Source organism: Mesorhizobium sp. P2_D1 (genome assembly GCF_056404455.1).
Genome location: NZ_JBFUDZ010000001.1, coordinates 398930 through 425358 on the forward strand (window position 1 = coordinate 398930; position 26429 = coordinate 425358).

General features: G+C 64.7%; 30 protein-coding genes, 1 tRNA gene and 1 pseudogene. 22 read left to right on the forward strand and 10 right to left on the reverse strand.

The genetic code is table 11. The features are described from left to right. Positions 1–108: 108 nt before the first annotated feature. The 3 genes from AC1D0I_RS01975 to hrcA all read right to left on the reverse strand — a co-directional run bounded on the left by AC1D0I_RS01975 (position 109) and on the right by hrcA (position 2878). Positions 109–1479 carry a PQQ-dependent sugar dehydrogenase gene (locus AC1D0I_RS01975; protein WP_477392725.1) on the reverse strand — a complete coding sequence of 457 codons (1371 nt, stop codon included), beginning with the start codon at positions 1477–1479 and terminating at the stop codon, positions 109–111. A gap of 92 nt (positions 1480–1571) precedes the next feature. Beyond that, a complete protein-coding gene (locus tag AC1D0I_RS01980; protein ID WP_477392727.1) occupies positions 1572–1769 on the reverse strand; it encodes a hypothetical protein in 198 nt (65 codons plus the stop codon). A gap of 23 nt (positions 1770–1792) precedes the next feature. Further along, the gene (gene hrcA / locus AC1D0I_RS01985; RefSeq protein WP_095083770.1) at positions 1793–2878 is read right to left on the reverse strand and encodes a heat-inducible transcriptional repressor HrcA; all 1086 of its coding nucleotides are present in this window, start codon (positions 2876–2878) and stop codon (positions 1793–1795) included. Positions 2879–3035: 157 nt separating this feature from the next. On the opposite strand from hrcA, the gene rph reads away from it, so the two are divergent. The 7 genes and pseudogenes from rph to AC1D0I_RS02020 form a co-directional block, all read left to right on the forward strand. Next, positions 3036–3752 carry a ribonuclease PH gene (gene rph, locus AC1D0I_RS01990; protein WP_477392729.1) on the forward strand — a complete coding sequence of 239 codons (717 nt, stop codon included), beginning with the start codon at positions 3036–3038 and terminating at the stop codon, positions 3750–3752. Positions 3753–3949: 197 nt separating this feature from the next. Further along, the gene (locus AC1D0I_RS01995) at positions 3950–4360 is read left to right on the forward strand and encodes a VOC family protein (RefSeq protein ID WP_477392731.1); all 411 of its coding nucleotides are present in this window, start codon (positions 3950–3952) and stop codon (positions 4358–4360) included. Between the two features lie 14 nt (positions 4361–4374). Then, positions 4375–5022, forward strand: coding sequence for an RdgB/HAM1 family non-canonical purine NTP pyrophosphatase (gene rdgB, locus AC1D0I_RS02000; protein ID WP_477392835.1), 648 nt, complete (start codon positions 4375–4377; stop codon positions 5020–5022). Continuing rightward, positions 5019–6182, forward strand: coding sequence for a radical SAM family heme chaperone HemW (gene hemW / locus AC1D0I_RS02005; protein WP_477392733.1), 1164 nt, complete (start codon positions 5019–5021; stop codon positions 6180–6182). The genes rdgB and hemW overlap by 4 nt, the downstream gene beginning before the upstream one ends. A 112-nt stretch (positions 6183–6294) precedes the next feature. Continuing rightward, a complete protein-coding gene (locus tag AC1D0I_RS02010; RefSeq protein WP_477392735.1) occupies positions 6295–6618 on the forward strand; it encodes a hypothetical protein in 324 nt (107 codons plus the stop codon). A 3-nt stretch (positions 6619–6621) separates the two neighbouring features. Next, on the forward strand, positions 6622–6945 hold the full coding sequence (locus AC1D0I_RS02015; protein ID WP_477392737.1) for a low molecular weight protein tyrosine phosphatase family protein: 324 nt from the start codon (positions 6622–6624) through the stop codon (positions 6943–6945). Positions 6946–7054: 109 nt separating this feature from the next. Continuing rightward, a pseudogene (locus AC1D0I_RS02020) lies at positions 7055–7180 on the forward strand (EamA family transporter); the annotation flags it as partial. A 73-nt stretch (positions 7181–7253) separates the two neighbouring features. Here AC1D0I_RS02020 and AC1D0I_RS02025 read toward each other — a convergent pair. Then, a complete protein-coding gene (locus AC1D0I_RS02025) occupies positions 7254–7439 on the reverse strand; it encodes a hypothetical protein (RefSeq protein WP_095083758.1) in 186 nt (61 codons plus the stop codon). A 148-nt stretch (positions 7440–7587) separates the two neighbouring features. On the opposite strand from AC1D0I_RS02025, the gene rsmI reads away from it, so the two are divergent. Beyond that, on the forward strand, positions 7588–8499 hold the full coding sequence (gene rsmI / locus AC1D0I_RS02030) for a 16S rRNA (cytidine(1402)-2'-O)-methyltransferase (RefSeq protein WP_477392739.1): 912 nt from the start codon (positions 7588–7590) through the stop codon (positions 8497–8499). Further along, positions 8492–8869, forward strand: coding sequence for a YraN family protein (locus AC1D0I_RS02035; RefSeq protein ID WP_477392740.1), 378 nt, complete (start codon positions 8492–8494; stop codon positions 8867–8869). Before rsmI ends, AC1D0I_RS02035 begins: the two co-directional genes overlap by 8 nt. A gap of 90 nt (positions 8870–8959) precedes the next feature. On the opposite strand, the gene AC1D0I_RS02040 is transcribed toward AC1D0I_RS02035, so the two are convergent. After that, the gene (locus tag AC1D0I_RS02040) at positions 8960–9766 is read right to left on the reverse strand and encodes an undecaprenyl-diphosphate phosphatase (protein ID WP_477305639.1); all 807 of its coding nucleotides are present in this window, start codon (positions 9764–9766) and stop codon (positions 8960–8962) included. Positions 9767–9926: 160 nt separating this feature from the next. On the opposite strand from AC1D0I_RS02040, the gene AC1D0I_RS02045 reads away from it, so the two are divergent. The 11 genes from AC1D0I_RS02045 (at position 9927) to AC1D0I_RS02095 (ending at position 20818) form a co-directional block, all read left to right on the forward strand. Continuing rightward, positions 9927–10619 carry a glutathione S-transferase family protein gene (locus AC1D0I_RS02045; protein ID WP_109667600.1) on the forward strand — a complete coding sequence of 231 codons (693 nt, stop codon included), beginning with the start codon at positions 9927–9929 and terminating at the stop codon, positions 10617–10619. After that, entirely contained in the window at positions 10600–11754 is a 1155-nt protein-coding gene (queG, locus tag AC1D0I_RS02050; protein ID WP_477392742.1) for a tRNA epoxyqueuosine(34) reductase QueG, read from the forward strand. The genes AC1D0I_RS02045 and queG overlap by 20 nt, the downstream gene beginning before the upstream one ends. After that, a complete protein-coding gene (locus AC1D0I_RS02055; RefSeq protein ID WP_477392744.1) occupies positions 11751–12653 on the forward strand; it encodes an SDR family oxidoreductase in 903 nt (300 codons plus the stop codon). Before queG ends, AC1D0I_RS02055 begins: the two co-directional genes overlap by 4 nt. Positions 12654–12717: 64 nt before the next feature. After that, a complete protein-coding gene (gene mepA, locus AC1D0I_RS02060; protein WP_477392746.1) occupies positions 12718–13809 on the forward strand; it encodes a penicillin-insensitive murein endopeptidase in 1092 nt (363 codons plus the stop codon). Between the two features lie 188 nt (positions 13810–13997). Next, entirely contained in the window at positions 13998–15044 is a 1047-nt protein-coding gene (locus AC1D0I_RS02065) for a glucokinase (protein ID WP_477224867.1), read from the forward strand. 81 nt (positions 15045–15125) lie between these two features. Further along, the gene (locus tag AC1D0I_RS02070; RefSeq protein WP_477392748.1) at positions 15126–16985 is read left to right on the forward strand and encodes an ABC transporter ATP-binding protein; all 1860 of its coding nucleotides are present in this window, start codon (positions 15126–15128) and stop codon (positions 16983–16985) included. Then, the gene (gene dapB / locus AC1D0I_RS02075) at positions 16982–17794 is read left to right on the forward strand and encodes a 4-hydroxy-tetrahydrodipicolinate reductase (RefSeq protein ID WP_477392750.1); all 813 of its coding nucleotides are present in this window, start codon (positions 16982–16984) and stop codon (positions 17792–17794) included. Before AC1D0I_RS02070 ends, dapB begins: the two co-directional genes overlap by 4 nt. A gap of 47 nt (positions 17795–17841) precedes the next feature. Beyond that, positions 17842–18462 (forward strand): 2,3-bisphosphoglycerate-dependent phosphoglycerate mutase, encoded by a 621-nt coding sequence (locus AC1D0I_RS02080; RefSeq protein ID WP_477392752.1) that lies wholly within the window; start codon positions 17842–17844, stop codon positions 18460–18462. A gap of 119 nt (positions 18463–18581) precedes the next feature. Beyond that, positions 18582–18666, forward strand: a tRNA-Leu gene (locus AC1D0I_RS02085). Between the two features lie 149 nt (positions 18667–18815). Further along, the gene (locus tag AC1D0I_RS02090; RefSeq protein ID WP_477392754.1) at positions 18816–20510 is read left to right on the forward strand and encodes an FAD-dependent oxidoreductase; all 1695 of its coding nucleotides are present in this window, start codon (positions 18816–18818) and stop codon (positions 20508–20510) included. Further along, positions 20510–20818 carry a UBP-type zinc finger domain-containing protein gene (locus AC1D0I_RS02095; RefSeq protein WP_095083735.1) on the forward strand — a complete coding sequence of 103 codons (309 nt, stop codon included), beginning with the start codon at positions 20510–20512 and terminating at the stop codon, positions 20816–20818. The genes AC1D0I_RS02090 and AC1D0I_RS02095 overlap by 1 nt, the downstream gene beginning before the upstream one ends. Before the next feature lie 94 nt (positions 20819–20912). On the opposite strand, the gene AC1D0I_RS02100 is transcribed toward AC1D0I_RS02095, so the two are convergent. Both AC1D0I_RS02100 and AC1D0I_RS02105 read right to left on the reverse strand, forming a co-directional pair. Continuing rightward, entirely contained in the window at positions 20913–21086 is a 174-nt protein-coding gene (locus AC1D0I_RS02100) for a hypothetical protein (protein WP_477392756.1), read from the reverse strand. A gap of 117 nt (positions 21087–21203) precedes the next feature. After that, complete coding sequence (locus AC1D0I_RS02105) at positions 21204–21686, reverse strand: DUF2127 domain-containing protein (RefSeq protein WP_477392758.1); 483 nt, start codon at positions 21684–21686, stop codon at positions 21204–21206. Positions 21687–21724: 38 nt separating this feature from the next. Here AC1D0I_RS02105 and AC1D0I_RS02110 point away from each other — a divergent pair, with 38 nt between their 5' ends. After that, complete coding sequence (locus AC1D0I_RS02110; RefSeq protein ID WP_477392760.1) at positions 21725–22267, forward strand: phosphatase PAP2 family protein; 543 nt, start codon at positions 21725–21727, stop codon at positions 22265–22267. Between the two features lie 50 nt (positions 22268–22317). On the opposite strand, the gene AC1D0I_RS02115 is transcribed toward AC1D0I_RS02110, so the two are convergent. The 3 genes from AC1D0I_RS02115 to AC1D0I_RS02125 all read right to left on the reverse strand — a co-directional run bounded on the left by AC1D0I_RS02115 (position 22318) and on the right by AC1D0I_RS02125 (position 25114). Continuing rightward, the gene (locus AC1D0I_RS02115; protein ID WP_477392762.1) at positions 22318–22698 is read right to left on the reverse strand and encodes a YkvA family protein; all 381 of its coding nucleotides are present in this window, start codon (positions 22696–22698) and stop codon (positions 22318–22320) included. Positions 22699–22798: 100 nt separating this feature from the next. Beyond that, positions 22799–22978: a hypothetical protein gene (locus AC1D0I_RS02120; RefSeq protein WP_477392764.1), complete on the reverse strand. Its 180-nt coding sequence runs from the start codon at positions 22976–22978 to the stop codon at positions 22799–22801. Positions 22979–23095: 117 nt separating this feature from the next. Beyond that, positions 23096–25114, reverse strand: coding sequence for a transcriptional regulator (locus tag AC1D0I_RS02125; RefSeq protein WP_477392766.1), 2019 nt, complete (start codon positions 25112–25114; stop codon positions 23096–23098). Positions 25115–25329: 215 nt separating this feature from the next. Here AC1D0I_RS02125 and AC1D0I_RS02130 point away from each other — a divergent pair, with 215 nt between their 5' ends. Then, the gene (locus AC1D0I_RS02130) at positions 25330–26418 is read left to right on the forward strand and encodes a PLP-dependent cysteine synthase family protein (protein WP_477392768.1); all 1089 of its coding nucleotides are present in this window, start codon (positions 25330–25332) and stop codon (positions 26416–26418) included. Positions 26419–26429 lie beyond the last annotated feature (11 nt).

The following is a 26429-nucleotide window of genomic DNA, read 5'->3' on the forward strand; positions in this document are numbered from 1 at the left end:
CGGCCTTGCGCGACGCTGTTGCAACGACGCCTTATGGCACAAGGTCAGCCATGCGGGAATTCCCTGAAGCCGGATTCGATTGCACCACGCCGGCGTGCGACCATGCTGTCAGGAACGGCCGCCACTATAGGTGACGCGCCAGATGGTTCCGTTGCCGTCCTCGGTCACGATCAGCGCGCCGTCCCGGGCCACCGCGACGCCGACCGGTCGTCCCCACACCTCGCCGTTGGAGACGACGAAGCCGGTGATGAAGTCCTCGTACTCGCCGGTCGGCTTGCCGTCCTTGAACAGCAACCTCACCACCTTGTACCCGGTTCGGTTGCCGCGATTCCATGAACCGTGCAAGGCGACAAAGGCATCGCCTTTGTATTCGGCCGGAAAGCCGGAACCGAGGGCCAAGTCCTTTCTGTCGTAGAAGGCGATGTTGAGCGGCGCCGAGTGCGCCTGCATCAGCACATCGGGAATGGTCGCCTTGCCGGCAAGATCGGGGCGCTCGCCCTTGTGGCGTGGATCCTCGTTGTTGCCGATGTAATACCAGGGCCAGCCATAGAAAGCGCCGTCCTTGACCACAGTCGCATATTCGGACGGCACATTGTCGCCGAGTGCATCGCGCTCGTTGACGACGCACCACAGCGCCCCGGTCGCCGGCTGGACCGTCATGCCCGAACAGTTGCGCAAGCCGGTGGCGACGATGCGGCCATTCTTGCCGTCGGGGTCGAAGGCCAGCACGTCGGCACGGCCGTCCTCGGACCCCCAAGCAGCACCCAGCGGCTGCGACTTCGTCCAGGCGTCGAGGCCGCCATCCGGCTCCTTTGCCATGTTCTCGGCGACGTTCGATCCCGAGCCGACCGACAGATAGAGCGTTTTGCCGTCCGGCGAGAAGACGATGTCGCGGGTCCAGTGATGATTGGCAGGGATGTTTTCGACGATGGTTTCCGGATCACTGGCCGCCTTCAGGTCACCATCGCGATAGGCAAAGCGCACGATGCTGTCACTATTGGCGACATAAACCCATTGCGGGTCCTTGCCCGGCGGGTAGAAGGCGATGCCGTAGGGCTGGTTGAGATCGCCGGCAAATATGCCGTCCTTCGCCGGCTTCGCGCTGCCCTCGGCAAGGCGATAGACGCGGATCTGGTTGGCTTCGCTGTCGGTGACGAACAGGTCGCCATTTGGCGCGGTGCGCACGACGCGCGGATTGTCGATGCCCGACGCGATCAGCTCGGCCGAAAAGCCCGGTGGCAAGATCGGCTCGGCGTCCGCCGGCCTGTCGGCGAGGCCGGCGCCGTTTGAGGCGGATTTAGTGACGTAAGGCCTGGGCAGATCTTGCGGCTTGATCAGGCGGCGCACCCCCGGCCTGTCGGCACGCCAGTCGCCGAAGGCGGCCGCGCCTTTCAGCACTGGCTGCTCTGCCTGCTGGGCCAATGCCGCGGTCGTGAGAAACAGTGCGGCGGGAAACGCCAGCCCGGCCAATCGGATCATTTCGTCCTCCACCTTGTCGCGAAGGAATCAACGGCCTGTTTGTTCCTCGGTTCCGCCTCACATGATGAGTTGAGGTGAAACGGTCTCCAGCCTCAGGTGCCGGCGGCGCAGAAATCGTCGTCGAGGCGCTTTTCCAGCGCGACGAGATCGGCCGGCAGCGGCAGGCCCATGGCGCGCATTTCCTGCAGTTTCTCGCGCAACTGCTCCTGGATTTCGTGCTGGTCCTCCGGCTGGTTGACCATTTCTTCGAGCAACAGACTGATCCGGGCCTTGAATTCTTCGAGCGCCATCGTCGTCTCCTCGGTTACCCAGTTCAACGCAGCATGCGGGAAATCAGCTGCGCCGTATAGTCGACCATTGGCACGATGCGGGCATAGTTGAGCCGGGTCGGGCCGATGACGCCCAGTGCGCCGACGACGCGGGCGTCCTTGTCGCGATAGGGCGCGACGACCAGCGACGAGCCCGACAGCGAAAACAGCTTGTTTTCCGAACCGATGAAGATGCGCACGCCCGATCCCTGTTCGGCCAGGTCAAGCAGCTGGATCAGCCCATCCTGCGTCTCCATGTCCTCGAACAGGTGACGCAACAGTTCGATGTCGGCCTGGGCGGTGACGTTTTCGAGCAGGTTGGCGCGGCCACGCACGATGAGCCGCGCCGGCAGGCCGCTCTCGGCGCCGGCCCACACCGCCAGCCCCTTCTCGACCAAGTCTTGCGACAGCGTGTCGAGCGCGGCCCTGGTCTCCTCCTTGATGCGGGCAATCTCGATCCGCGCCTCGGCCAGCGTGCGGCCGCGAATATGGGCGTTGAGGAAATTCGAGGCTTCATGCAACTGCGAGACGGTGATGCCGGCCGGCAACTCGACGACGCGGTTTTCGACGTCGCCGTTTTGCGACACCAGCACCGCCAGCGCCTTGGTCGGCTCGAGCTGGATGAATTCGATGTGCTTCAGTGCCACCTCGTTCTTGGCGGCCAGCACCAGGCCGGCGCCTCGCGACATGCCCGACAGCATCTGGCTGGCCTCGGTCAGCATGTGTTCCAGCGTCGCACCCGAGCCGGACGCGCGCACCTGCGCCTCGATGGTGCGGCGCTCCTCGTCGGAGAGGTCGCCGAGTTCCATGAAGGCATCGACGAAGAAGCGCAGGCCGGCCTGCGTCGGCAACCGGCCGGCGGAAATGTGGGGGGCATAGATCAGGCCGAGATGCTCGAGGTCGCTCATCACGTTGCGGATGGTGGCGGGCGACAGTGAGGACGGCAGGATGCGCGACAGGCTGCGTGATCCCACGGGTTCGCCGTCCTTCAGGTAGGAATCGACGATGCGCCGGAAGATGTCGCGCGAACGCATGTCGAGCGACTGCAGCGCAGGCGACAGCAGACTGGGTTCGGCAACTGCCTTGGTCATTGCGCCAAAAACCTCCGGCCCAAGGATATAGACTTCACCATGGTCCGCGCAACCCAGGTGTCTGAAGTCAGATCACCGGCCATTTTCCTTTGCGCCACGCGCCCCATGTGGTTACAAGCCGGCCAAGAATCCGAAAAATGACGGGAAAGAAGCCTGAATGCGCCCCTCCAAACGCCAATTCGACGAAATGCGCGCCATCTCCTTTGAGCGCGGCGTCTCCAAGCATGCCGAAGGCTCATGCCTGGTGAAGTTCGGCGACACCCATGTCCTGTGCACCGCCAGCCTCGAGGAGAAGGTGCCGGGCTGGATGCGCAATTCCGGCAAGGGCTGGGTCACGGCGGAATACGGCATGCTGCCGCGCTCGACGGGCGAGCGCATGCGCCGCGAGGCTTCCGCCGGCAAGCAGGGCGGCCGCACGCTGGAAATACAGCGGCTGATCGGCCGCTCCTTGCGCGCCGTGGTCGACCTGCAGGCGCTGGGCGAGCAGCAGATCACCGTCGACTGCGACGTCATCCAGGCCGATGGGGGCACCCGCACGGCCTCGATCACCGGCGGCTGGGTGGCGCTGTATGATTGCCTGCGCTGGATGGAAGCCCGCCAGATGGCCAGCGTCGCCAAGGTGCTGAAGGACCATGTCGCGGCGATTTCCTGCGGCATCCATGACGGCCAGCCGGTCATCGACCTCGATTATCTCGAAGATTCCTCGGCCGGCACCGACGCCAATTTCGTCATGACCGGCAAGGGCGGCATCGTCGAGATCCAGGGCACCGCCGAGGGCGAGCCCTTTTCCGAGGACCAGTTCGCCGACCTGATGGGCCTGGCCAAGAAAGGCATCCAGCGCCTGATCAGCCTGCAGCAGATGGCGGTGGTTTAGGCCTGGTTTGTATTGATGAGGTTGGCGATCCTTCCCACCCCCCTCCGGCCTGCCGGCCATCTCCCCCGCAAGGGGGGAGATCGGCTGTGGTCCTGGGTTTCGCCAACCACCAACGTTGCAAGCTGCGAGCCGGCGTTGACGCTTCCAATCTCCCCCCTTGCAGGGGAGATGCCCGGTAGGGCAGAGGGGGGTGCCTCGTGATTCCTTCCGCCATCCTTGAATCAGCCCTCTACGTCACCGACCTTGACGCTGCTGAGAAGTTCTACACCGATATCCTCGGCCTCGACCTGCTCGGCAAGGTCGACGGCAGGCACCTCTTCTTCCGCTGCGGCTCCGGCGTGTTGCTCATCTTCAACGCCGAGGCGACAAAAGTGCCGCCCGCGCCCGATGCGAGACTGAAAGTGCCGCCGCACGGTGCGGTCGGCGAGGGTCATCTCTGTTTTGCGGCCAGCGCCGACGAGATCGAGCGCTGGAAAGCGCATCTCGAGGCGAAGAAGATCGCCATCGAAAGCGAATTTGAATGGCCGCAAGGCGGGCGTTCGATCTATATACGCGACCCCTCGGGCAATTCGATCGAATTCGCCGAGCCACGGATCTGGGGCATATGATGCATTCGCCAACCATTCACTCGCTCGATGGAAAAAAGATCGTCGTCGCCAGCCACAATGCCGGCAAGCTGCGCGAGTTCGCCGACCTGATGGGGCCGTTCGGCTTCGAAGCGAAATCGGCCAAGGACTATGGCCTGCCGGAGCCGGACGAGACCGGCACCACCTTCGAGGAGAACGCGTACATCAAGGCATTTGCCGCCGCCCAGGCCACCGGCCTGCCGGCGCTGTCGGATGATTCCGGCCTGTGCGTCGACGCGCTCGACGGCGCGCCCGGCGTCTACACCGCCAACTGGGCCGAAACCCCTGATGGTTCGCGCGATTTCGCCATGGCCATGCAGCGCACCGAAGTGGCGCTGCAGGAAGTCGGCGCCGCCTTGCCGGAACAGCGCAAGGGGCGCTTTGTCGCCGTCATCTGCCTGGCCTTTCCCGACGGTGACGCCGAATATTATCGCGGCGAGGCCGAAGGCACGCTGGTCTGGCCGCCGCGCGGCGACCTCGGCTTCGGCTACGACCCGGTGTTCCTGCCCAACGGCTTTGAAAAGACCTTCGGCGAGATGAGCGCCGAGGAAAAACATGGCTGGAAGCCCGGCGAGCCGACGGCGCTGTCGCACCGCGCCCGCGCTTTCCAGAAATTCGCCAAAGCGAGATTGGGCTCGGCATGAGCATGCTGCTCGACCGGGCGCCCGGTTTTGGCGTCTACATCCATTGGCCGTTCTGCGCGGCCAAATGCCCTTATTGCGACTTCAACAGCCATGTCCGCCACCAGCCGGTCGACCAGGAACGCTTTGCCAGCGCTTTCGAGGCGGAGCTCGAGACCATGCGCCGGCGCACCGGGCCGCGCGAGGTGACCAGCATTTTTCTCGGCGGCGGCACGCCGTCTCTGATGAAGCCGGAAACCGTGGCCAGGGTTCTGGACGCCGTCGCGAAGAACTGGACGGTGCCCGATGGCATCGAGGTGACGCTGGAGGCCAATCCATCCTCGGTCGAGGCGGAACGGTTTCGCGGCTATCGGGCAGCAGGCGTCAACCGCGTCTCGCTCGGCGTGCAGGCGTTGAACGACAAGGATTTGCGCTTCCTCGGCCGGCTGCACAATGTCGAGGAAGCGCTGCACGCCATCGGCCTGGCGCGCGAGATATTTCCGCGGCTGTCCTTCGACCTGATCTATGCCCGGCCCGGCCAGACACCGGAAGCCTGGCAGGCCGAGCTCGAACAGGCGATCGGCCATGCCGCGGATCATCTGTCGCTCTACCAGCTGACCATCGAGGAAGGCACGCCTTTCCATGCGCTGCATGCGGCAAAGAAATTCATCATCCCCGACAATGACCAGGCCGCCGACCTCTATGCGCTGACGCAGGAGATCACCACGGCGCACGGTCTGCCGGCCTACGAGATTTCGAACCACGCCAGGCCTGGCGCCGAAAGCCGGCACAATCTGACTTATTGGCGCTATGGCGAATATGTCGGTGTCGGACCCGGCGCGCATGGCCGCTTTGTTGAAAACGGCCGCCGCACGGTGACGATCGCCGAGCGGATGCCGGAAACCTGGGCCAATCTGGTCGAAGCCAAGGGCCATGGCGTCACCGGCGGCGAGATCCTGACGCGCTCCGAGGAGGCCGACGAGTTCCTGCTGATGGGCCTGCGGCTGGCCGAAGGCATCGATCTCTCCCGCTACGAGGCGTTCTCCGGGCGCGGCCTGTCGAGCGCACGGTTGGCGGTGCTGCAGGGCGAGGGGCTGGTGGCGCCGATCGGCAACGCCCGGCTCCGCGCTACACCGGCCGGCATGATCGTGCTCGATGCCGTGGTGGCGGATCTGGCGCGATAGCCAAGGCCAAATGGCTGGACTGTGGTGGACGATTTATCCACTCGAACTAGGATGTTAGACGTTCGGCTTGCTTAGCCGGAGGCGTCGCGCCGCATCCAATATGGGGTCTGCCATGAAGTTCCTGATCCACGAGACGCTGCGGACATTGAACACGGATGATGTGTTCGAGTTTGGATTAACCGAGATATCGAGATCTCCGGAACACGACGATCTCTTTGAGGCTGAGGCGATCTTCATCAGAAACATGAAGGTCACATCCAAATTAAAATTGACCCACTTGAGCGAATTTAACGTTATTCTTAGTTTCATAACGCATATCGGAAGTAAGCTTCGAGGGATTGCCAAGGATAATTTGGTAGAGTTTGATTTGAACGGGCTTACGTTTGATCAGTACATCCCTATGAGCAAAAATCTGCGTGAGATCTGGGATGAGTAATCCTTGAAAAACGTCCTCTTCGTCTGCAGCCAGAACCGCTTGCGCAGCCCGACTGCCGAGCAGGTGTTTTCCAAACGGCGGGACATCGAGGTTGCGTCGGCCGGGACAAACCACGATGCCGACACGCCGCTGACGCATGAACTCGTCGCCTGGGCCGACATCATCTTCGTCATGGAAAAGGCGCACCGCGCCAAATTGCAGAAGAAATTCAAGGCCAGCCTGAAGAAGGCCAGGGTTATATGCCTCGACATTCCCGACGACGATCAATTCATGGATCCTGTGTTGGTCCAGCTTCTCGAGGCGAAGGTCCCGCGATACCTCGGCTGATGAGGTGGCCGGAACCACGCTTCGTCATCCTCGGGCTTGACCCGAGGATCCATGCCGCAACACCTGCCGAGGCATGCGACGGCAGAATTCTGAACCGTCACAACCAGTTGCGCTAGGCGTCGTGCTTGTGGCGGTGTTTGGCGCGGTCCTTCTCGGCGTGCGACTCTCCGGAGCGAACCGGCTTGGCGTCGTCCTTGTCGCGGCGGGCGCGATGCTGGTCGCCTACTTGGGATAGCGGCACGCCGTTACGGGCGTTTTTCGTTTCAAGACGGGTGATGAAGATATCGAAGCGATTGGGCATCGTTCGGTCAGTGCTCCGTCGTGCTGTCTGGTTTGTTGTCGGAAAGCCTGACATTCGTCGGCAAGGCGCTCGTGGTCCGCTTGGTCAGGCTGGTGTCGGTCTTGGCAGGCAGGCGCTTGTCCCTGGCTGCGGCAACGCGCTTGCGGCCGGCATAATAGGGTTCGAAAGCGTCCTGTATTTTTAGGCTGTCCATCCTGTCCTCCTCCTCCGGAATCAGGGGATAAATCTGCTGAACCCGGTTTCGTTCCCTACTGTGGCAAAGGAATGGCAGGCGGACCCAGCGTGAGCTTTTGCAACCCGGCGTCAGCCGTGCCAAACAGGGTTCGAATGGAGATGCATCGGTGACCGGCGAAACGGGCAAGCGCAGCTATGTGGTCGGGCAGACCGAGATCGCGGCCCGGCCGCTCGAGGCGGCGCTCTATCTGGTGGCGACGCCGATCGGCAATCTCGCCGACATCACGCTGCGCGCGCTGGAAACGCTGGCCGCCGCCGACATCGTCGCCTGCGAAGACACGCGGGTGTCGCGCGTGCTGCTCGACCGCTACGGCATCCGCCGCCGCACCACGGCCTATCATGAGCACAATGCCGGCGAGGCCGGACCCAAGCTGATCGCGGCACTTCAGGCCGGACAGAGCGTGGCGCTGATTTCCGATGCCGGCACGCCACTGGTGTCCGATCCCGGCTACCGGCTGGTCGGCGAGGCGCTCGACCATGGCATCCGCGTCGTGCCGATCCCCGGCCCGTCGGCGCCGCTTGCCGCGCTGACCGCATCCGGCCTGCCGTCGGACGCCTTCCTGTTCGCCGGCTTTTTGCCGGTCAAGACTGGGCAGCGGCTGACGCGGCTCGAAGCCCTGAAAGCCGTGCCGGCGACGCTGATCTTCTTCGAATCGCCGCGCCGGCTGGCCGAATCCCTCGGCGCCATGGTCGAGGCCCTCGGCGGCGAGCGAAAGGCGGCGATTGGCCGCGAGCTGACCAAGACCTTCGAGGAGGTCCGCACCGGCACGCTGCAAGTGCTGGCCGACCATTATGCGGCGGCCGATACGCCGAAGGGCGAGATCGTCGTCTGCGTCGGTCCCGCCGAGGCCAAAGCCGACGAGCCTGAAGACATCGATCGCCTGCTGTTGTCGCTCGCCGCCGAAATGCCGGCCTCCAAGGCGGCCGCTGAAGCCGCGAAAATGACCGGCGGCCAGAAACAGGCGCTCTATCGGCGGCTGCTCGAACTTAGGGATGCTGCCGGAGAGAGTGGTGGCTGAGCGCCCGAGCGCAGGCCGCCAAAAAGCCTATCGGCGCGGCCATCGCGGCGAATGGCTGGCGGCGGCAGCGCTGATGTTCAAGGGCTACCGGATTCTGGCGCGCCGCCACCGTACCCGCTTCGGCGAGATCGACCTGATCGCGCGGCGCGGCGATCTGGTCCTGTTCGTCGAGGTCAAGGCACGCCGCACGCTGATCGAAGCCATGGAGGCGATCGGCCATGAATCGGAGCGCCGCATCGAGGCGGCGGCCGACATCTGGCTGTCGCGCCAGTCCGACTATGGCAGGCTGTCGATGCGTTTCGACATGGTCGCGGTGCTGCCCTGGCGCTGGCCGGTGCATGTGGAGAATGCGTTTTATGGAAGGAACTGAGAGGAGCGGTGCTCGCCCTTCGCAGGCTCACGGCGTTCGTCGTTCGGAAGGCCAAGCAATTGGCTTTCCGTCCGCTTCTCGGACCACGCCTCACCCCCAGATCATCAACGCCACCAACCCGACAATGCCAACCACCAGCCGCCACCAGCCGAACAGCGAGTAGCCGTTGCGCGAGACGTAATCGAGCAGGAAGCGCACGACGATGAGCGCCGTGACGAAGGCGGCGACGAAGCCGATGGCGATGATCGGCAGGTCGGCACTGCTCAGCACGTTGCGGTTCTTGAACAGGTCGAAGGCGAAGGCGCCGACCATCGTCGGAATGGCGAGGAAGAACGAAAATTCCGCCGCCGCCCGCTTGTCGACGCCCAAGAGCAGCGCGCCGACGATCGTCGATCCCGAACGCGATGTGCCGGGGATCAGCGACAGGCACTGGAAAAGGCCGATCTGCAGGTAAAGCCGGGTCGGGAAGCGCTCGACGTCGCGGTAGACCGGCTTGAGGTTCATGCGGTCCACCACCAACAGCACGACGCCGCCGATGATCAGCATGATGCAGATCAGCCTTGGCGATTCGAACAGCACCGTCTTGATGAAATCATGCGCCAGCGCGCCGATGATCGCCGCCGGCAGGAAGGCGATCAGGATGCCGATCACGAAATGCCGTGTCAGCCGGTCATGCGGCAGGTCGAGCAGCATTTGCCACAGGCGGCGGAAATAGACGCTCAGGATCGCCAGGATGGCGCCGAGCTGGATCAGGATCTCGAAGGCCTTGCCGGTCGAATGGAAGCCGAGGAAATGGCCGGCGAGCAGGATATGGCCGGTCGACGAGACCGGTATGAACTCGGTCAGCCCCTCCAGCAGGCCGAGTAGCAGGGCTTCGACGATGGTCTGGCTTTCCATGGCTACCTCGGCATTGGCGTGACGGCTAACAGAACGGCTTGCTTGTCATGGCCTGCAAGTCCCCCTATAGGTCGCAACACCCTGACGGCCCGCTAGGCGGGCGGCCAAGACTTACCGGTGCGACCGGCGATTCGCCAGTGCGCTTTATCATCGCGGAACCATGCTGACGCTTTTCCACCACCCCATGTTCGCCACCTGCCGGTTCGTCCGCCTCGCTTTCGGCGAGTATGGCGAGGAGCTGGCCCTGATCGAGGAAAAGCCGTGGACCCGGCGCAAGGAGTTCCTGGCGCTGAACCCGGCCGGCACGCTGCCGATCCTTTTGGCCGAAGGCGACGTGCCGATCGTCGGCGCAACCGTCATATCGGAATATCTCGATGAGACGCGCGGCGTCTTGAAGCGCGACAAGAGGCTGTTCGCCGAGGACCCGATGCAGCGCGCCGAAATCCGCCGACTGATCGACTGGTATCTCAACAAGGCCGAAAGCGAGGTCACCCGCCATCTGGTGCGCGAACGCGTGCTGAAGCCGGTGATGCCGGAAACGGCGGGTGGCGGCTCGCCCGATTCTGGCGCAATCCGCGCCGCCCGCGCCAACATCCGCCAGCACATGAAATACACCAACTGGCTCGCCGGCACCCGCCATTGGCTGGCCGGCAGCAGGGTTACCTATGCCGATCTCGCGGCCGCCGCGACGCTGTCGGTGCTCGACTATCTCGGCGAGATCGACTGGCGCGAGCACGCCGCGGCGCGCGAATGGTACACGCGGGTGAAGTCGCGGCCCTCCTTCCGGCCGCTTTTGACCGACCGGGTGCGCGGCCTGTCGCCGGTGTCGCATTATGCGGACCTCGACTTCTGACGCCGCAAAACTGCGCGCTCTGATCGACGCAGAGGCGCATCGCGCCGGCTTCGATGCCGTCGCCGTCACCACTCCCGATGCGATCCCGCTGGCGCCGGCCCGCCTGGCCGAATTCGTTGCTGACGGCTTTCACGGTTCGATGGGCTGGATCGCCGAGACGCTAGAGCGCCGCAGCGAACCGACGGCACTGTGGCCGCAAGTGCGCTCGATCATCGTGCTGGCGATGAATTACGGCCCCGATCATGATCCGCGCGGCGTGCTGGCCAAGCACGATCGTGGCGCGATCTCGGTCTATGCGCAGAACCGCGACTATCACGAGGTGATGAAGGGCCGGCTGAAGGAAATCGCCGGCAAGCTCGTGGCGCGTTCCGGCGGCGACGTGAAGGTGTTCGTCGACACGGCACCGGTGATGGAAAAGCCGCTGGCCGAGGCCGCCGGGGTCGGCTGGCAAGGCAAGCACACCAACCTGGTCAGCCGCGAGCACGGCTCCTGGCTGTTTCTTGGCACCATCTTCACGACTGCCGAACTCGTGCCCGACCGGGCGGAGATCGACCATTGCGGTTCCTGCCGCGCCTGCCTCGACGCCTGCCCGACCGATGCTTTCCCGGCACCCTACCGCCTCGATGCGCGGCGCTGCATCTCCTATCTCACCATCGAGAACAAGGGGCCGATCCCGCATGAATTCCGCGAGAAGATCGGCAACCGCATCTATGGCTGCGACGACTGCCTCGCCGCTTGCCCGTGGAACAAGTTCGCCCGGGCGGCTTCAGAGGCAAAGCTTGCCGCGCGCGACGATTTGCGCGAGCCGCCGCTTGGCCAGCTGTTGCAACTCGACGACACAGCCTTCCGCGCCTTCTTCTCCGGTTCGCCGATAAAACGCATCGGCCGCGATCGTTTTGTTCGCAACGTGCTGATCGCCGCCGGCAATTCCGGCGATGCAGCACTTGCCGGCGCCGTGCGCGCCTTGCTGGACGACGCTTCGCCGCTGGTGCGGGGCGCGGCAATATGGGCGCTGGCGCGGCTGGTGCCCGATGCCGAATATTCCGAACGGGCAGCTATCGGCCTGAAAACCGAGGACGACAAGGCCGTGTGCGACGAATGGCGTCTGGCGCGGCCAACCAGGGTGCATGCATGAGCGAAAAGCAGATCTTCATCTTCGGCGCCGGCTATTCTGGCCAGGCCTTTGCCCGCGCCAACAAGGGTGCCGCCAGGATCTTCGGGACGACGCGTTCGCCGGATAACCTCGAGACGCTGCGGCAGGCCGGCATCGCACCGCTGCTGTTCGACGGCGCGCTGACCGGCGAAATCGGCGATGCGCTGGAAAAGACAACGCATCTGGTGGTTTCGGTCGGCCCGGAAGAGGCGGGTGATCCCGTGCTGAATGCCGCCCGCGCGGCGATCGCGGCCGGGATGCCGGCGCTCGCATGGATCGGCTATCTCTCGACCGTCGGTGTCTACGGCAATTATGACGGCGCCTGGGTCGATGAAACGGCCGAATGCCGCCCGGTGTCGAAGCGTTCGGTGATGCGCGTGGCTGCCGAGCAGGACTGGCTGGAATTGGGCCGCGACATCGGCCGGCCGGTTGCGATCCTGCGCCTGTCGGGCATTTACGGCCCCGGCCGCAACGCCCTGGTCAATCTGGAAAACGGCACCGCAAGGCGGCTGGTCAAGCCGGACCAGGTGTTCAACCGCATCCATTGCGATGACATTGCCGGCGCGCTCTGGCATTTGGCGGAACGCGATCTCGGCGGCATCTTCAATGTCACCGACGACCTGCCGGCGCCGCCACAGGATGTCGTCGCCTATGCCGCGGCGCTGATGGGCATCACACCGCCGCCCGAAACTCCCTTCGACGCCGCCCAACTTTCGCCCATGGCGCGCTCCTTCTATGGCGAGAACAAGCGTGTCGCCAACGCGGCGATCAAGGCGGCGGGCTATTCCCTGCGCTTTCCGGATTACCGCGCCGCCTTCGACCATATGTGGGCCAGCGGCGATTGGCGCGATGGTGAGCCGCGCAGCCCGATGAAGCGCTAATCATCGAAGCGGCGCGCGTAGCGTGCTATGATTCGGCCTTGGATTGCGGTGGGGATCCGGTTTCATGAAAACAGCGACGCGGCGATCTCTCGGCAGGAAATCACTGCTGGCCACAGCGCTCGGCCTGTTCGCGCTGGCGGGGCTCGCCGCGCAGCCGGCAGCGGCCGAGGAACGGGCGAAGGATCTGTTCGGCGCCAAGAAGCTGCCGGCGGCGACCGCAGCGCAATCCATTGGCTTCTATTCCAAGGGCTGTTTTGCCGGCGGCGTCGCCATTCCCATGGATGGCCCGACCTGGGAGGTGATGCGGCCGTCGCGCAACCGTCGCTGGGGCCATCCGGCGATGATCGCGGTGATCGAGAAACTGTCGCGCGACGCCGCGGCCGATGGTTGGCCGGGCCTGCTGATCGGCGACATTTCGCAGCCGCGCGGCGGCCCGATGATGACTGGCCACGCCTCGCACCAGATCGGCCTCGATGCCGACATCTGGCTGACGCCGATGCCCAGCTCTCCGCTGTCGATGGCGCAACGCGAGAGCATCAGCGCCACTTTGATGGTCGACGAGAAGACCCATCTGGTGAAGGACGCCTTGTGGACGCCGGCACATACGAGGCTTTTGAAGCGTGCTGCGAGCTATCCCGAGGTCGAACGCATCCTGGTCAATCCCGGCATCAAGAAAAAGCTCTGCGACACCGTCAAGGGCGACCGCGACTGGCTTCGCAAGATCAGGCCGTTCTGGGGCCACGACTACCATTTCCACATGCGCATCGGCTGCCAGCCGGGCTCACCCAACTGCAAGGCGCAGGAAGCGACGCCTGCCGATGATGGCTGTGGTAAGCCGCTCGCCTGGTGGTTTACAAAGGAGCCTTGGCGGCCCAACAAGAACCCGGATGCGCCGAAGGCCCGCGACCTGATGACGATGGCGAACTTGCCGAAGGAATGCCGCGCCGTGCTCGACGCGCCGGGGCCGGCGTCCGCCGAGGTGGCAACCTATTATGGCGGCGCTGTGCCTGTCGCGGCCGCGGCGCCTGAACCAGAAGCGCCTTCGCCTCCCGCCACCACGGCCAATGGTGCAGCCGGCTTGCCGGCCTCGGTGAATGCTATCACCGAGACCCCCGAGATCGGCATCCCGCTGCCGCGGCCACGGCCGGGAAACTGACCGCTGCAGCTTTTATCCAGGGTTGAACCGGTTTAGCCGGGCCGTTTTTGCGAAATAGTGGCCGTTTGGCCGCAGAACCTGTCTCACCGTGACAGCGGCCTCGAAAACCGTTTCCCTTTTCAAACTCATGCGCTAGTCAACGGGAGAACGGCGCTACGCCGTCGTGGGCGCCGGGGACGGACGAGAGCATGCCAAGCACGGGCGATGACGATACTTTGTTGCGGTTTCCGATCCTGATCGGCGACATTGGCGGCACCAATGCGCGCTTCTCGATCGTGCTCGACGCCAACTCCGAGGCCGGCGAGCCGACCATCGTCCAGACCGCCAATTACAACACCATCGACGAGGCGATCCAGGCGGCCGTGCTCGACCGCTCGTCGGTCCGCCCCAATTCGGCGGTGCTGGCGGTGGCCGGCCCGGTCGACGGCGACGAGATCGAGCTCACCAACTGCCCGTGGATCGTCAAGCCCAGGCAGATGTTCGCCAGCCTCGGCTTGAGCGACATCGTCGTGCTCAATGATTTCGAGGCGCAGGCGCTGGCCGTCGTCGCGCTCGGCGAGGAGCACATGGAAAAGATCGGCGGCGGCACGCCGGAGCCAAATGCCGGGCGCGTCGTGCTCGGCCCCGGAACCGGGCTCGGCGTTGCCGGGCTGGTCTATGCGCTTCGCCACTGGATACCGGTGCCTGGCGAAGGCGGCCATATGGACATCGGCCCGCGCACGCCGCGCGATTTCGAGGTTTTCCCGCATATCGAGAAGCTCGAGGGCCGCATTTCGGGCGAGCAGATCCTGTGCGGACGCGGCCTCGTCAACGTCTACCGGGCGGTGGCCAAGGCGGACGGCAAGCCTGCCCCCTTCACCACGCCGGCGGAAGTCACCGCCGCGGCACTGGCCAAGACCGATCCGGTTGCCGAAGAGGCGGTGGAGACCTTCGTCACCTGCCTCGGGCGCACCGCCGGCGATCTTGCGCTGGTGTTCATGAGCCGCGGCGGCGTGTTCCTCACCGGCGGCATCGCGCAGAAGATCGTGCCGGCACTGAAGGCCGGCAATTTCCGTGCCGCCTTCGAGGACAAGGCGCCGCACAGCGCGCTGATGCGCACCATGCCGGTCTATGTGATCACCCACCCGCTGGCAGCGCTTTTGGGCCTTGCCGCCTATGCCAGAAACCCGTCGCTGTTCGGGGTCCAGACCGCGGACCGCCGCTGGCGCGACGAAGTTAGTCACCCCAAGGCATAGGCAAGCCGGCCCCTTGGCGCTAAGAGAAGTGCCGAATCGCAACCCGGCCACGGGAAGCAGGAACCTGTGAAGCGCTCCGATTTGACATTTCAGATACCCAACAAGCCGAAAGTCACGCCCCGTGCGGTCACGGCGGTGCTCCGCCGCATTATCGCTGAAAACGGCCGTGATTACCGTTGGTCCTATGCTTTTGCCGCTGCCTGCCTGATCGCGGTGTCCGCGACAACCGCCTTCACCGCTTGGGTCATGAGCCCCGTCGTCAACTCGATATTCTATGAACGACGCGGCGACCTGATCGTGTGGATTTGTGCCGCCATCATGGCGGCCTTCCTCGTGCGCGGTTTCGCCGGTTACGGCCAGGCGGTGACGCTGGCCAAGGTCGGCAACAATCTGGTGGCGCGCTACCAGAAACGCCTCTTCGACCATCTGATGAAGCTCGGCGTCGGCTTTTTCAGCGACACGCGTTCGGGCCGGCTGGCTGCCCAGATGAACGAGAACGTCAACGGCATCCGCGACCTCCTGTCGATGACGCTCACGTCGATCGCGCGCGATGGCGTGACGTTGCTCGGCCTTCTTGGGGTCATGATCTACCAGGATCCCGTTCTCTCCCTGAGCTCCCTGCTGATCGGACCGCCGCTGATCTGGACTGTCACCTATCTGATGCGCCGGGTGCGCCGCATCACCCGCGAATCGGTGCAGATCAATTCGCGGCTGATCGGCGCCGTGCAGGAGGCCACGCAAGGCATTGCCATCGTCAAGGCCTTCACCATGGAAGAGGAGCTGTCGCGCCGCATCGGCGCGCTCGCCGACAGCGCCGAGCAGCGGGGAAACAAGATCGCCCGCGTCTCGGAACGGCTGGCGCCGATCTCCGACATGCTGGCCGGTCTTGCCGTCACCGGTGTCATCGCCTATTCCGGCTACCGGGCGATCGTTCTTGGACAGCCGCCGGGTGCGGTCTTTTCCTTCATCACCGCGCTGTTGCTCGCCTATGATCCGGCACGGCGGCTGGCGCGCATGCAAGTCGGCATGGAACGCGCGCTGGTCAATGCGCGCATGATCTACGAACTTCTCGATCTCGAGCCGCAGCAAGGCGACAGGCCGGGAGCCGCCGAGGCCAGGTTCACCACCGGCGAAGTGCGCTTCAACAACGTGTCCTTCCGCTACGTCGAGGAGGCGCCGGTGCTGCAGGACCTCAGCTTCGTCGCCGCAGCCGGCAAGATGACCGCCATCGTCGGCGCCTCCGGCGCCGGCAAGACGACGCTGGTGGCGCTGCTGCAGCGCTTCTACGACGTCGAGGCGGGAACGATCGAGATCGACGGCCAGGACATTTCCAAGGTCACAAAGCACTCGCTGCGTAGCTCCATCGCCTATGTCTCGCAGCAGCCCTATCTGTTCGAAGGCACCATCCGCGACAACATCCGCTATGGCCGGTTGAATGCCACCAACGCCGAAATCGAACAGGCCGCGCTGCAGGCCGAGGCCGACGGCTTCATCCGCCAGCAGCCGCAGGGCTACGACACGCCCGTCGGCGAAAACGGCGTGACCTTGTCGGGCGGCCAGCGCCAGCGCGTGTCGATCGCCCGCGCCATCGTGCGGCAGGCGCCGATCCTTCTGCTCGACGAGGCGACTTCGGCGCTCGACAACGAGGCCGAGGCGCGGGTCCAGGAAGCGCTGATCCAGGTCATGGAAGGGCGCACCACCATCGTCATCGCACACCGGCTGTCGACGGTGGTCAATGCCGACCACATCATCGTGCTTGAACAGGGCCATCTTGTCGAACAGGGAACGCATGCCTCGCTGATGGCCGATCCGCACAGCGTCTATGCCCGCTTCCACCGGGTACAGGGCAAAAAGGGGCTGGGGCTTGTCGACGACGCCAAGCCAATCCAAACTCCGTCGCCGCGCAGCCGCGCGAAAAAGGCGGTCGGGAGACCTTCATGAGCGATATGGGCCTGGTCGTGGTGGGTGCTGCCGGCCGCATGGGGCAGACGCTGATCCGCGCCATCCACACCATTCCCGGCGTCCGCGTGATCGGCGCCGTCGAGCGTGCCGGCTCACCCTATCTGGGCAAGGATGCCGGCGAACTTGCCGGCGTCGGCCGCATCGACGTGCCGATCGGCGACGATCCGCTGCCGGTCTTCGCCAAGGCCGACGGTGTGCTCGATTTCACCACGCCGGCCTCGAGCGTCGAATTCGCCGGCTACGCGGCGCAGGCGCGCATCGCCCATGTCATCGGCACCACGGGCTGCTCGGCCGCCGATGACGCCAAGATCGCGGCGGCGGCGCGCCACGCGACGATCGTCAAGTCGGGCAATATGAGCCTCGGCGTCAATCTTCTGGCGGTGCTGGTCGAACAGGCGGCACGAGCGCTCGACGCCGACGATTTCGACATCGAGATCCTCGAAATGCACCACAAGCACAAGGTCGACGCACCGTCGGGCACGGCGCTGCTTCTCGGCGAGGCCGCCGCCGCCGGGCGCGGCATCGCGCTCGCCGGCAACGATGTGCGCGTCCGCGACGGGCACACCGGCGTACGCAAGACCGGCTCGATCGGCTTTGCCTCGCTGCGCGGCGGCTCGGTGGTCGGCGACCACAGCGTGATTTTGGCCGGCACCGGCGAGCGCATCACCCTGTCCCACCACGCCGAGGACCGCGCCATCTTCGCCCGCGGCGCCGTCAAGGCGGCGCTATGGGCGCGCAGCCGCAAGCCGGGACTGTATTCGATGCGGGACGTGCTCGGCCTCAGCTGAGCGGCCAGTCTGCCAACCTGCCTATCTGGCAATTTGAAGGAGCAAACATGTCGAGAACCCTCGTGCTCGTGCGCCACGGCCAGAGCGAATGGAACCTGAAGAACCTGTTCACCGGCTGGCGCGATGTCGACCTGACCGAGCTGGGCCACGCCGAGGCCAAGGCCGCCGGCCAAAAACTCAAGGCGCGCGGCCTGAAATTCGACATCGCCTTCACCTCGGCGCTGGTCCGGGCGCAAAAAACCTGCCAGCACATTCTCGACGCCGTCGGCCAGAGCGATCTGACGACCATCCGCGACCAGGCCCTCAACGAGCGCGACTATGGCGACCTCTCCGGCCTCAACAAGGACGATGCCCGCAAGAAATGGGGCGAGGGGCAGGTGCATGTCTGGCGCCGCTCCTACGACGTGCCGCCGCCCGCCGGCGAAAGCCTGAAGGACACCGGCGCGCGCGTCTGGCCCTACTACCTGCACGATTTGCAGCCGCACGTGCTGCGCGGCGGCACCGTGCTGGTCGCCGCGCATGGCAACTCGCTGCGCGCGCTGATCATGGCGCTGGACGGCAAGTCCGGTGAGGAGATCGTCAAGCTGGAACTCGGCACCGGCGTGCCGGTCATCTACACGCTCAACGCCGATTCCACGGTGGCTTCCAAGGAAGTGCTGGAGAGCTGAGCCGGCAAGCAGCGAGCCTTTCTTGATTGGGCATGATCTCTTCCGAAAATTTTCGGGATCATGCTTTGAAAAAAGCGCGTTGACACACATCGCTTGCCCGCTTACATGAGCCCGCACCAGCCCAGATGGCGGAATTGGTAGACGCGCACGGTTCAGGTCCGTGTTCCGCAAGGAGTGGAGGTTCGAGTCCTCTTCTGGGCACCAAATTCCCGTTTCGAACCATTCGACGGTTCAGAAACCCAAAGAAAAAGCCCGGTTCGTCCGGGCTTTTTCTTTGCCGCCAGCCTCTCCTCCCGGCTAGGCGCTGAACAAACCGCTTCAAACTGTGCCGCCGGTTCGGTACGGTCGAAACCATGTCTCAATCGACCACCAACCCGATCTTCGGCGCCCGTCGCGATCAGGCGTTTCCCACCTTGGCTGAAGCCGACATCGATCGCATGCGCCGGTTCGGCGAGGCCAGCGCCTACGCCACCGGCGAGTACATCGTCACGGCCGGCGATGTGGCGCCCGGCCTGATCGTCGTCCTGTCGGGTAGGGTCGACATTATCCAGGACGGCGGGCTCGGCCGGCGCGAAACGATCGTGACGCATGGTCCGGGCAGCTTTGTCGGCGAACTGGCCCAGCTTTCGGCCCGCCCCTCGCTGGTGGATGCGCGGGCCGCCGAGCCGGTGAAGGCGTTCGTCATAGCCTCGCAGAGGCTGCGCGACCTGATGGTGCAGGAGGCCAATCTCGGCGAGCGCATCATGCGGGCGCTGATCCTGCGCCGTGTCGGGCTGCTGGAAAGCGCAACCAGCGGGCCGATCATCATCGGACCCGTCAACAATGCCGACGTCTTGCGGCTGCAGGGATTCCTGGCCCGCAGCGGCCAGCCGCACCGCGTGCTCGATTCCGACAGCGACCCCTGCGCCAAAACCCTGGTCGAGCGCTTCGATGTCGACCTCCACCATCTGCCGATCGTGCTGTGTCCCAGCGGCCGGCTGCTGCTCAATCCCGGCGAGAAGGACCTCGCCCGCTGCATCGGCCTGCTGCGGCCGATCGATGCCGACAAATTATACGACGTCGCCATAGTCGGCGCCGGACCGGCGGGGCTGGCGGCGGCCGTTTATGCGGCGTCCGAAGGTCTGTCGACCATCGTCCTCGATTGCCGGGCCTTCGGTGGGCAGGCCGGCGCCTCCTCGCGCATCGAGAACTATCTCGGTTTTCCGACCGGCATTTCGGGCATGGCGCTGATGGCGCGCGCCTACAACCAGGCGCAGAAATTCGGCGTTGAAATGGTGATACCCGACGAGGCGAAGCTGCTGAGCGCTGGGACCGACGGTGCCCGTTACACGCTTGATGTCGGCGATGCCGAGACCGTGCGGACGCGCACCGTGGTGATCGCCAGCGGTGCGCGCTACCGCCGCCTCGATGTCGCCAATCTGGCGCGGTTCGAGGGGACGTGTGTGCACTATTGGGCCTCGCCGATCGAGGCGCGGCTTTGCCAGGGCCAGGAGGTGGCGCTGGTCGGTGCCGGCAATTCGGCCGGACAGGCGGCTGTCTACCTGGCCAGCCACGTGCACAAGGTGGCGCTGCTGGCGCGCGGCGGCAGCCTCGATGCCAGCATGTCGCGCTATCTGGTCGAGCGCATCAAGGCGCAGCCGAACATCGAGGTGCTGACCGGGACCGAGGTCCAAGCGCTGGAAGGCGACGAAGGCAATCTTGCCACCGTGCGGTGGCGCAACCGCGCCAGCGGCGTGGAAACGACGCGCCCGATCCGCCATCTCTTCCTGTTCATCGGCGCCGACCCGAATACGGACTGGCTGGCGCACTGCAACGTGGCGCTGGATGCCAACGGTTTCGTGCGCACCGGATCCGACCTGGGATCGGCGCATGGGGTGATGGAGACGAGCCGCAGCGGGGTGTTTGCCATCGGCGACGTCCGCGCCGGCTCGGTCAAGCGCGTCGCGGCGGCCGTCGGCGAGGGTGCCCAGGTGGTGGCGGCGTTGCACGCCTATCTAGCGCAAGACGGCAGCCACGCCGTCGCGCCTCAATTGATCGGGAGAGTGTGATGGCGGATGAATGCAGACATGCGGCTGAGATCAAGGACGTGACGCCGAGCGCGCTCGGCTGCGAGGAATGCCTGAAGAGCGGTTCGCAATGGGTGCACCTGCGGCTATGCCGCACCTGCGGCCATGTCGGCTGCTGCGACGACTCGCCCAACCGTCACGCCACCAAGCATTTTCACGCCACCCGTCATCCGATCATCGAGGGCTATGATCCGCCGGAAGGCTGGGGCTGGTGTTACATCGACGAGGCCTTTCTCGACCTCGGCGACCGCACCACGCCGCAGAACGGTCCGATCCCGCGATTCTATTGAGCCAGCGCCGGGCGCATAGGGGCTGGAGCCCCAAAGGAAAAAAGCCCGGTTTTCCCGGGCTCTTGCCTGATCGTCAGAGGACCGGATTTCGCGCTCAACCTCGCTTTGGCGATGCAGAGGCGGGCTCCTGGTTGTCCACGCTGTTCTCGTTCACCTGGAAGGCTATTCCTTCAACCTTCTTTTTCTTCGGGGCGTCGCCGGTCTTTGGTTGCGGTGGCCTGTCCGAATTTGGCGCGGTGTTGTCGTTGACGTCGAGGGCTCTGGTCATCATGTCCTCCGGTTGCTGTCCTGGAACACAATGTTCGGCGGTGCACGGGGTTCCCGGCAAAACAGGCGCCCGTCGCGATCGGGCCTCTACAACGGGGCCAGGCCGGCAGTCCGGCTGTCACGCCGGCCGGTGCTGTCGCACGACTTTCCACTCGTGCCAGATCAACACCATGACGACCGCATCGAAGACGGTGAGGACGAGCAGGCCGACCGAATGAGTGTATGAGTAGCGGTAGATCTGATAGACCATGAATGCGCCCAATGCGACGAGCGAAGCCGGATACGACCAAAGCTTGCCCCGCAAGAGCCCGACAACCAGCAGCAGCTTTATCAGGCCGTGGCTGAGCAGGTAGAAAGCGTAGAATTCCTTGCTGGCGATTGAAAAATGGCTTGCCGCCTGCGACAGATGGCCGGCTATGAAATCATTCGGATCTTCGATCAGTTCATCTTGGGTGAAGGCATTGACCCAGGAGACGATGGCATCGGTGGTGACGAGATAAAGCAGAATGCCGCCGAGGCATTCGATCAGGGCATGGGCCCCCTTTAGCCAGACGCCGACTTCGAAAATCTGATGGATGCGGCGTTCATCGACGGCCTTCAAAAATTCACCTCACGATCAATCATGGAAACCGACGCCAAATGGATGCTGCTTTAACGCGCTGGATAAGCGCCGCGGCCGGTATCAGCCCTGTTCTTGATAAAGCACTGATCGGCGTCTCACAAATCGGCGTTCCCCTCATGGTGCTGGCCGTGGTCCTGCAATGGTGGGCTAAGGTTGACCGCCATCATGTTCGTCACGCGGCGGTGTCGGCCGGCCTGGCGTTCCTGCTGGGTCTTGCAATCAACCAGTTCATTCTTCTGTTCGTGCATCGGCTACGGCCCTACGACGCAGGCGTGACGCATCTGTTGGTTGCGCCCAGCGCCGACTGGTCATTCCCGTCCGATCACGCGACGGCTGCCGTTGCGATTGTTGCGGCCTTCGCGATGCAAGGCCTTCCGCGCCGGACGATTGCGCTTCTTGTGATGGCATTGCTGATCTGCTGGTCAAGGATCTATATCGGGACGCACTACCTGACCGACGTTGTCGGTGGGGCCATCACTGGCGTCCTGGGTGCGGTCGTGGTCAGGCTGGTTTACCGCGAGAACTCCCGCCTGGACAAACTGGTGACCAAAATTCTTTAGGGGCAGCTCTGTTTGATAGACCGGTGAACAGTTCCAACCAAGGCTCGACCTCAAAATCTGCCAGCGAAATATCGATACCCCAGCCATCCCGCCAGCGCGACCGAAGCAACCCAGATACAGGCGATGATTACCGCGGCGCTGCGGCTCACGGGCCTGTCAACGGCAAGGGCGGCGGCCTCCCTGTGTTCCGCCATCACCTCAGGCGGGATTATCTTGACCACAGCAAGGATGCCCAAGGGGACTAGGATCGCATCGTCGAGGTAGCCAATCACCGGGATGAAATCGGGTATCAGGTCGATTGGGGATAAGGCGTAGCCCGCGACACACACGGCAAGCGCCTTGGCATACCATGGCGTTCGGGGATCGCGCGCGGCGAGGTAGAGCGCATGCACGTCGCGCTTGATTGTCCGTGCCCATTCCTTCAGTGCCATGGGGCGACTTTAGCGCCAAATGGCAACGCGCCGATAGCGCGCGCCACGCGCCTGGCCCTTCCTCGTTGTCGGCCGGCCCGAAGAGCTGACGACCGCCGCCTTATCGCACGGAGCCTGTTACGGTCGGGTCGATCGTGCTGGGAACGGATTTGCGTTCGTTGCCGGCAAGCGCGGCTATGATCAGCAGGCTGACCACAACCGGCACGAACAGGATGGCAACGCGGGCTTGCACGTAGAAGATGGCGCGCCATTCGTTGCGCTTGTCGGGGCTGTTGCTCATCATACTCACTTTGTCAGACCCCCCGGGCGTGACATAGCCGGGAACGGTTAAGCAACTCCTTCCGACTTCGTTAACCCGGCGGAATTGAGGCGAAGTTCCGGGCCATGATCCCCGGCTTCAGCCCAGCCCGAGGCGTCTAGCGCCTTGCCGGAACAGTGCCGCGGCATCCGGATCGAAGCGGAAGGTGCCGATGAAATCGTCGCTTGAATAGTTCGGCAAGGTCTTGCGGATGGCGGCGGCAAAGCCCTGCGCCTCGTCAAGCCGGCCCGCCAGCGCCAGGCAGTGTGCGGCGATCGCCAGGATGATGGCGTGAGCGTTGGGTCGTGCCGCTGCCTTCAGCGCCCATTCGGCCGCCTCCTCGAACTGGCCGAGCCGGACATGCGCCATCGCCCGCGCCCCCAGCATGCCGAACAGCAGCGGGTCGAACGGGCTGAGATGGCGCGAATGGTCGGACGAGCCGATCGCCGCCTGCGGGTCGCCCGACTGCGAGTGGACGAAGGACAGCGCGTAATGGCCAAGCGCGAAGTTGGGGCTGAGGTCCACCGCCCGTTCCAGTTCGAGCAGCGAACCGTCCTGTTCGCCGCGCAGCCACAGCGCCCGGCCCATCGCCCAGTGCGCGGCCGGATTGTGGTCGTCGACCAGCAGGCTGTGGCCGGCGCTCTCGAAGGCCAGCGCGCTTTCCCGGTCGCGGTCGCCCCAGCGCTGGAAGGCGTTCTGCCAATGAGTGAAGGACAGCCCGGCATAGGCGCGGGCAAAGGTCGGATCGAGCCGCAGGGCCATGTCGAAGAAATGCCTCGCCTGCTCGTTTTCGACCTGGGTGAAGCGGTACATGTGCCAGAGGCCGCGGTGATAGGCCTCCCAGGCGTTGAGCGAATTGGGCGCCTTGAGCATGGCGCGGTTGCGCTCGACCGTTTCGATCTCGGCCGATATCGACGAGACGATGCTGTTGCCGATATCGTCGAGCAAGCCGAAGATGTCGTCGGACCGGCGCTCGAACGTCTCGGCCCAGACGATCCTGGCCGTGCGCACCTCGATGAGTTCGACGCTGACAATGAGGCGGCCGGGCGGGCTGCGCACCGTGCCGGTGGCGACATAGTCGACATTCAGCCGGCGGCCGGCATCCTCGGGTGCGATGTTCTTCTCGGCCAGCGCAAACACCGATCCGCGCGCGATTACGAAGAAATCCCTGAGCTTCGCCAGGCGGGTGATGATGTCGTGGGTAAAACCGTCGGCAAGCCCGCCGCGTGCGCCGCCGGTTTCCTCGACAAACGGCATGACGGCGAGCGAAGCATGGCTCGGCTCGACCGGGCCCGTATGGCCGGGTGAGGCGACCAATTGCGATACCGCGGACAGGCCGGCCGGCAGCTGCAAGACGGCTGGCCGTTGCTCACGCATCGCCCGCCAGGCGGCATTGACCGGTCCGAAATCGATCGCCTCCGACTGAAATAACTGTTCTGCCGCCGCCAGATGCTGCTCGGCCGCGCCGATCTCACCGCGTTCCGCCAGATTGGCCAGCAACGCCAGATGCGCGCGCGTGTCGAACGGCGCCAGCTCGACCCATTTGTCGAGATGCGCGGACACATCCGGAGTGTCAGCCTGATGGTTTGCAACAAGATGCTCCAGTACGGCGACTTGGCATGAGTGAAAACGGCGGCGTTGGGCGACCAGCCAACTGTTGAAATGCGGGCTGCGTTCGAGCTCCAGCCCGTCGAGGAAATCGCCGGCAAACAGTTTGGCCAGCGCCCCTAGCCGCTCCGCGTCGAGGGTGCCGATCCCTTGCTCCGCAGCGCGGCTGACCTCCAGCGCATCGACCAGGCAATCATTGAGGTCAAGCGCGACCGTGTCGCCTTGCGTGGAGACGCGGCGCCGATCCGGCTCGTCGAGCGCGCCGCGCAGTTTGCTGAGGCACCAGCGCAGCTCGCCGCGGGGGTCGTTGGGCACGTCCCACAACAGCTCGCACAGGCGACTGCGGCCGACGGCGTGCGGCGCCAGCGCCAGATAGGCAAACAGCGCGCGCAGCTTGCGTGAGGCCGGCAGCGCCACCGCAACGCCGTTGCGGGAGATCGTCAGCGTTCCAAGCAGGCGCACAGACAGGCCGGTCGCTTGGCCGTCCAGTCTCGTTCGAGTGGATTCCACGTGCGTTTCCACGCCTGCTCCCACGCTGGCCTGTCGGCCCTTGCTGTATCACCGAAACCGACAAAGCGCATCCGGCGGCGTATTTCCGTGCCGGATGCCGCCATTGCCGCAATGCCGGCATGTCTGTCCTAGCGCGGCCAGGTCTCGAAACCTCGCCGCCCAACCCGCCGGTTTGTAACCGGCTTGTGATGGCAAACGATCGAGGAGATCAAAAGATGTTGCAGAAGCAGAAAATCAGGACCACCGCCGGGCGCGGACGCCTGTTCGACAGCATTCTCGACACTGTCGGCGACACGCCGGTGGTGCGTATCAACAATCTCTCGCCGGCCCATGCAACGATCTATGTGAAGGCTGAGTTCTTCAATCCGGGCGCCTCGGTGAAGGACCGCCTGGCGCTCAACATCATCGAGGCGGGCGAGCGCAGCGGCGCGCTGAAGCCAGGCCAGACGGTGGTCGAGGCGACCAGCGGCAACACCGGCATCGGGCTGGCCATGGTCTGTGCGCAGAAGGGCTATCCGCTGGTCGTCACCATGGCCGACAGTTTTTCCGTCGAGCGCCGCAAACTGATGCGCATGCTGGGCGCCAAGGTGGTGCTGACGCCGCGCGCCGAGAAGGGTTTTGGCATGTACAAGAAGGCGGTGGAACTGGCCGAGGCCAATGGCTGGTTCCTCGCCCGCCAGTTCGAGACGGCGGCAAATGCCGCCATCCACGAGGCGACCACGGCGCGCGAGATCATCAATGATTTTGCCGGTTCGCGGCTCGACGGCTTCGTCACCGGCTATGGCACCGGCGGTACTGTCGTCGGCGTGGCGCGCGTGCTGCGGCGGGAACGGCCGGAGACACGCATCGTGCTCTCCGAGCCGGCCAACGCGCAGCTCATCGGCAGCGGCAAGGCGCAGCAGCGCGCTGCCGACGGCGCTCCCGCCGCCACCCACCCGGCCTTCGAGCCGCACCCGATCCAGGGCTGGACGCCGGACTTCATCCCCAACGTGCTGCAGGAAGCGATCGACGCCAGCCTCTATGACGAGGTGATGCCGGTTGCCGGGCCCGAGGGCATCAAATGGGCCAAGGCGCTGGCACGTCAGGAAGGCATCTTCACCGGCATTTCCGGCGGCGCAACCTTCGCGGTGGCGCGGCAGGTCGCCGAACGGGCACCGGCCGGCGCGGTCATCCTGTGCATGCTGCCCGACACCGGCGAACGCTACATGTCGACGCCGCTGTTCGACGGCATCGAGGCCGAGATGGATGCCGACGAGATCGCCCTGTCGCGCTCGACGCCCGGCTGCCAGTTCCCGGCGGCTTGACGGAGACCCAT

What these genes read in the sequence shown, in the direction of transcription:
- AC1D0I_RS02115 (WP_477392762.1), bottom strand. Translation starts at nt 22,698, where the DNA reads ATGGCACTGAAGGAATGGGCACGGACAATCAAGCGCGACGTGCATGCG.
- AC1D0I_RS02095 (WP_095083735.1), top strand. Translation starts at nt 20,510, where the DNA reads ATGGCGGATGAATGCAGACATGCGGCTGAGATCAAGGACGTGACGCCG.
- AC1D0I_RS02100 (WP_477392756.1), bottom strand. Translation starts at nt 21,086, where the DNA reads ATGACCAGAGCCCTCGACGTCAACGACAACACCGCGCCAAATTCGGAC.
- AC1D0I_RS02025 (WP_095083758.1), bottom strand. Translation starts at nt 7,439, where the DNA reads ATGGACAGCCTAAAAATACAGGACGCTTTCGAACCCTATTATGCCGGC.
- AC1D0I_RS02040 (WP_477305639.1), bottom strand. Translation starts at nt 9,766, where the DNA reads ATGGAAAGCCAGACCATCGTCGAAGCCCTGCTACTCGGCCTGCTGGAG.
- mepA (WP_477392746.1), top strand. Translation starts at nt 12,718, where the DNA reads ATGAAAACAGCGACGCGGCGATCTCTCGGCAGGAAATCACTGCTGGCC.
- AC1D0I_RS02010 (WP_477392735.1), top strand. Translation starts at nt 6,295, where the DNA reads ATGAAGTTCCTGATCCACGAGACGCTGCGGACATTGAACACGGATGAT.
- queG (WP_477392742.1), top strand. Translation starts at nt 10,600, where the DNA reads ATGCGGACCTCGACTTCTGACGCCGCAAAACTGCGCGCTCTGATCGAC.
- AC1D0I_RS02045 (WP_109667600.1), top strand. Translation starts at nt 9,927, where the DNA reads ATGCTGACGCTTTTCCACCACCCCATGTTCGCCACCTGCCGGTTCGTC.
- AC1D0I_RS01980 (WP_477392727.1), bottom strand. Translation starts at nt 1,769, where the DNA reads ATGGCGCTCGAAGAATTCAAGGCCCGGATCAGTCTGTTGCTCGAAGAA.
- hemW (WP_477392733.1), top strand. Translation starts at nt 5,019, where the DNA reads ATGAGCATGCTGCTCGACCGGGCGCCCGGTTTTGGCGTCTACATCCAT.
- AC1D0I_RS02120 (WP_477392764.1), bottom strand. Translation starts at nt 22,978, where the DNA reads ATGAGCAACAGCCCCGACAAGCGCAACGAATGGCGCGCCATCTTCTAC.
- AC1D0I_RS01975 (WP_477392725.1), bottom strand. Translation starts at nt 1,479, where the DNA reads ATGATCCGATTGGCCGGGCTGGCGTTTCCCGCCGCACTGTTTCTCACG.
- AC1D0I_RS02090 (WP_477392754.1), top strand. Translation starts at nt 18,816, where the DNA reads ATGTCTCAATCGACCACCAACCCGATCTTCGGCGCCCGTCGCGATCAG.
- hrcA (WP_095083770.1), bottom strand. Translation starts at nt 2,878, where the DNA reads ATGACCAAGGCAGTTGCCGAACCCAGTCTGCTGTCGCCTGCGCTGCAG.
- AC1D0I_RS02080 (WP_477392752.1), top strand. Translation starts at nt 17,842, where the DNA reads ATGTCGAGAACCCTCGTGCTCGTGCGCCACGGCCAGAGCGAATGGAAC.
- dapB (WP_477392750.1), top strand. Translation starts at nt 16,982, where the DNA reads ATGAGCGATATGGGCCTGGTCGTGGTGGGTGCTGCCGGCCGCATGGGG.
- AC1D0I_RS02110 (WP_477392760.1), top strand. Translation starts at nt 21,725, where the DNA reads ATGGATGCTGCTTTAACGCGCTGGATAAGCGCCGCGGCCGGTATCAGC.
- AC1D0I_RS02130 (WP_477392768.1), top strand. Translation starts at nt 25,330, where the DNA reads ATGTTGCAGAAGCAGAAAATCAGGACCACCGCCGGGCGCGGACGCCTG.
- AC1D0I_RS02065 (WP_477224867.1), top strand. Translation starts at nt 13,998, where the DNA reads ATGCCAAGCACGGGCGATGACGATACTTTGTTGCGGTTTCCGATCCTG.
- AC1D0I_RS02055 (WP_477392744.1), top strand. Translation starts at nt 11,751, where the DNA reads ATGAGCGAAAAGCAGATCTTCATCTTCGGCGCCGGCTATTCTGGCCAG.
- rph (WP_477392729.1), top strand. Translation starts at nt 3,036, where the DNA reads ATGCGCCCCTCCAAACGCCAATTCGACGAAATGCGCGCCATCTCCTTT.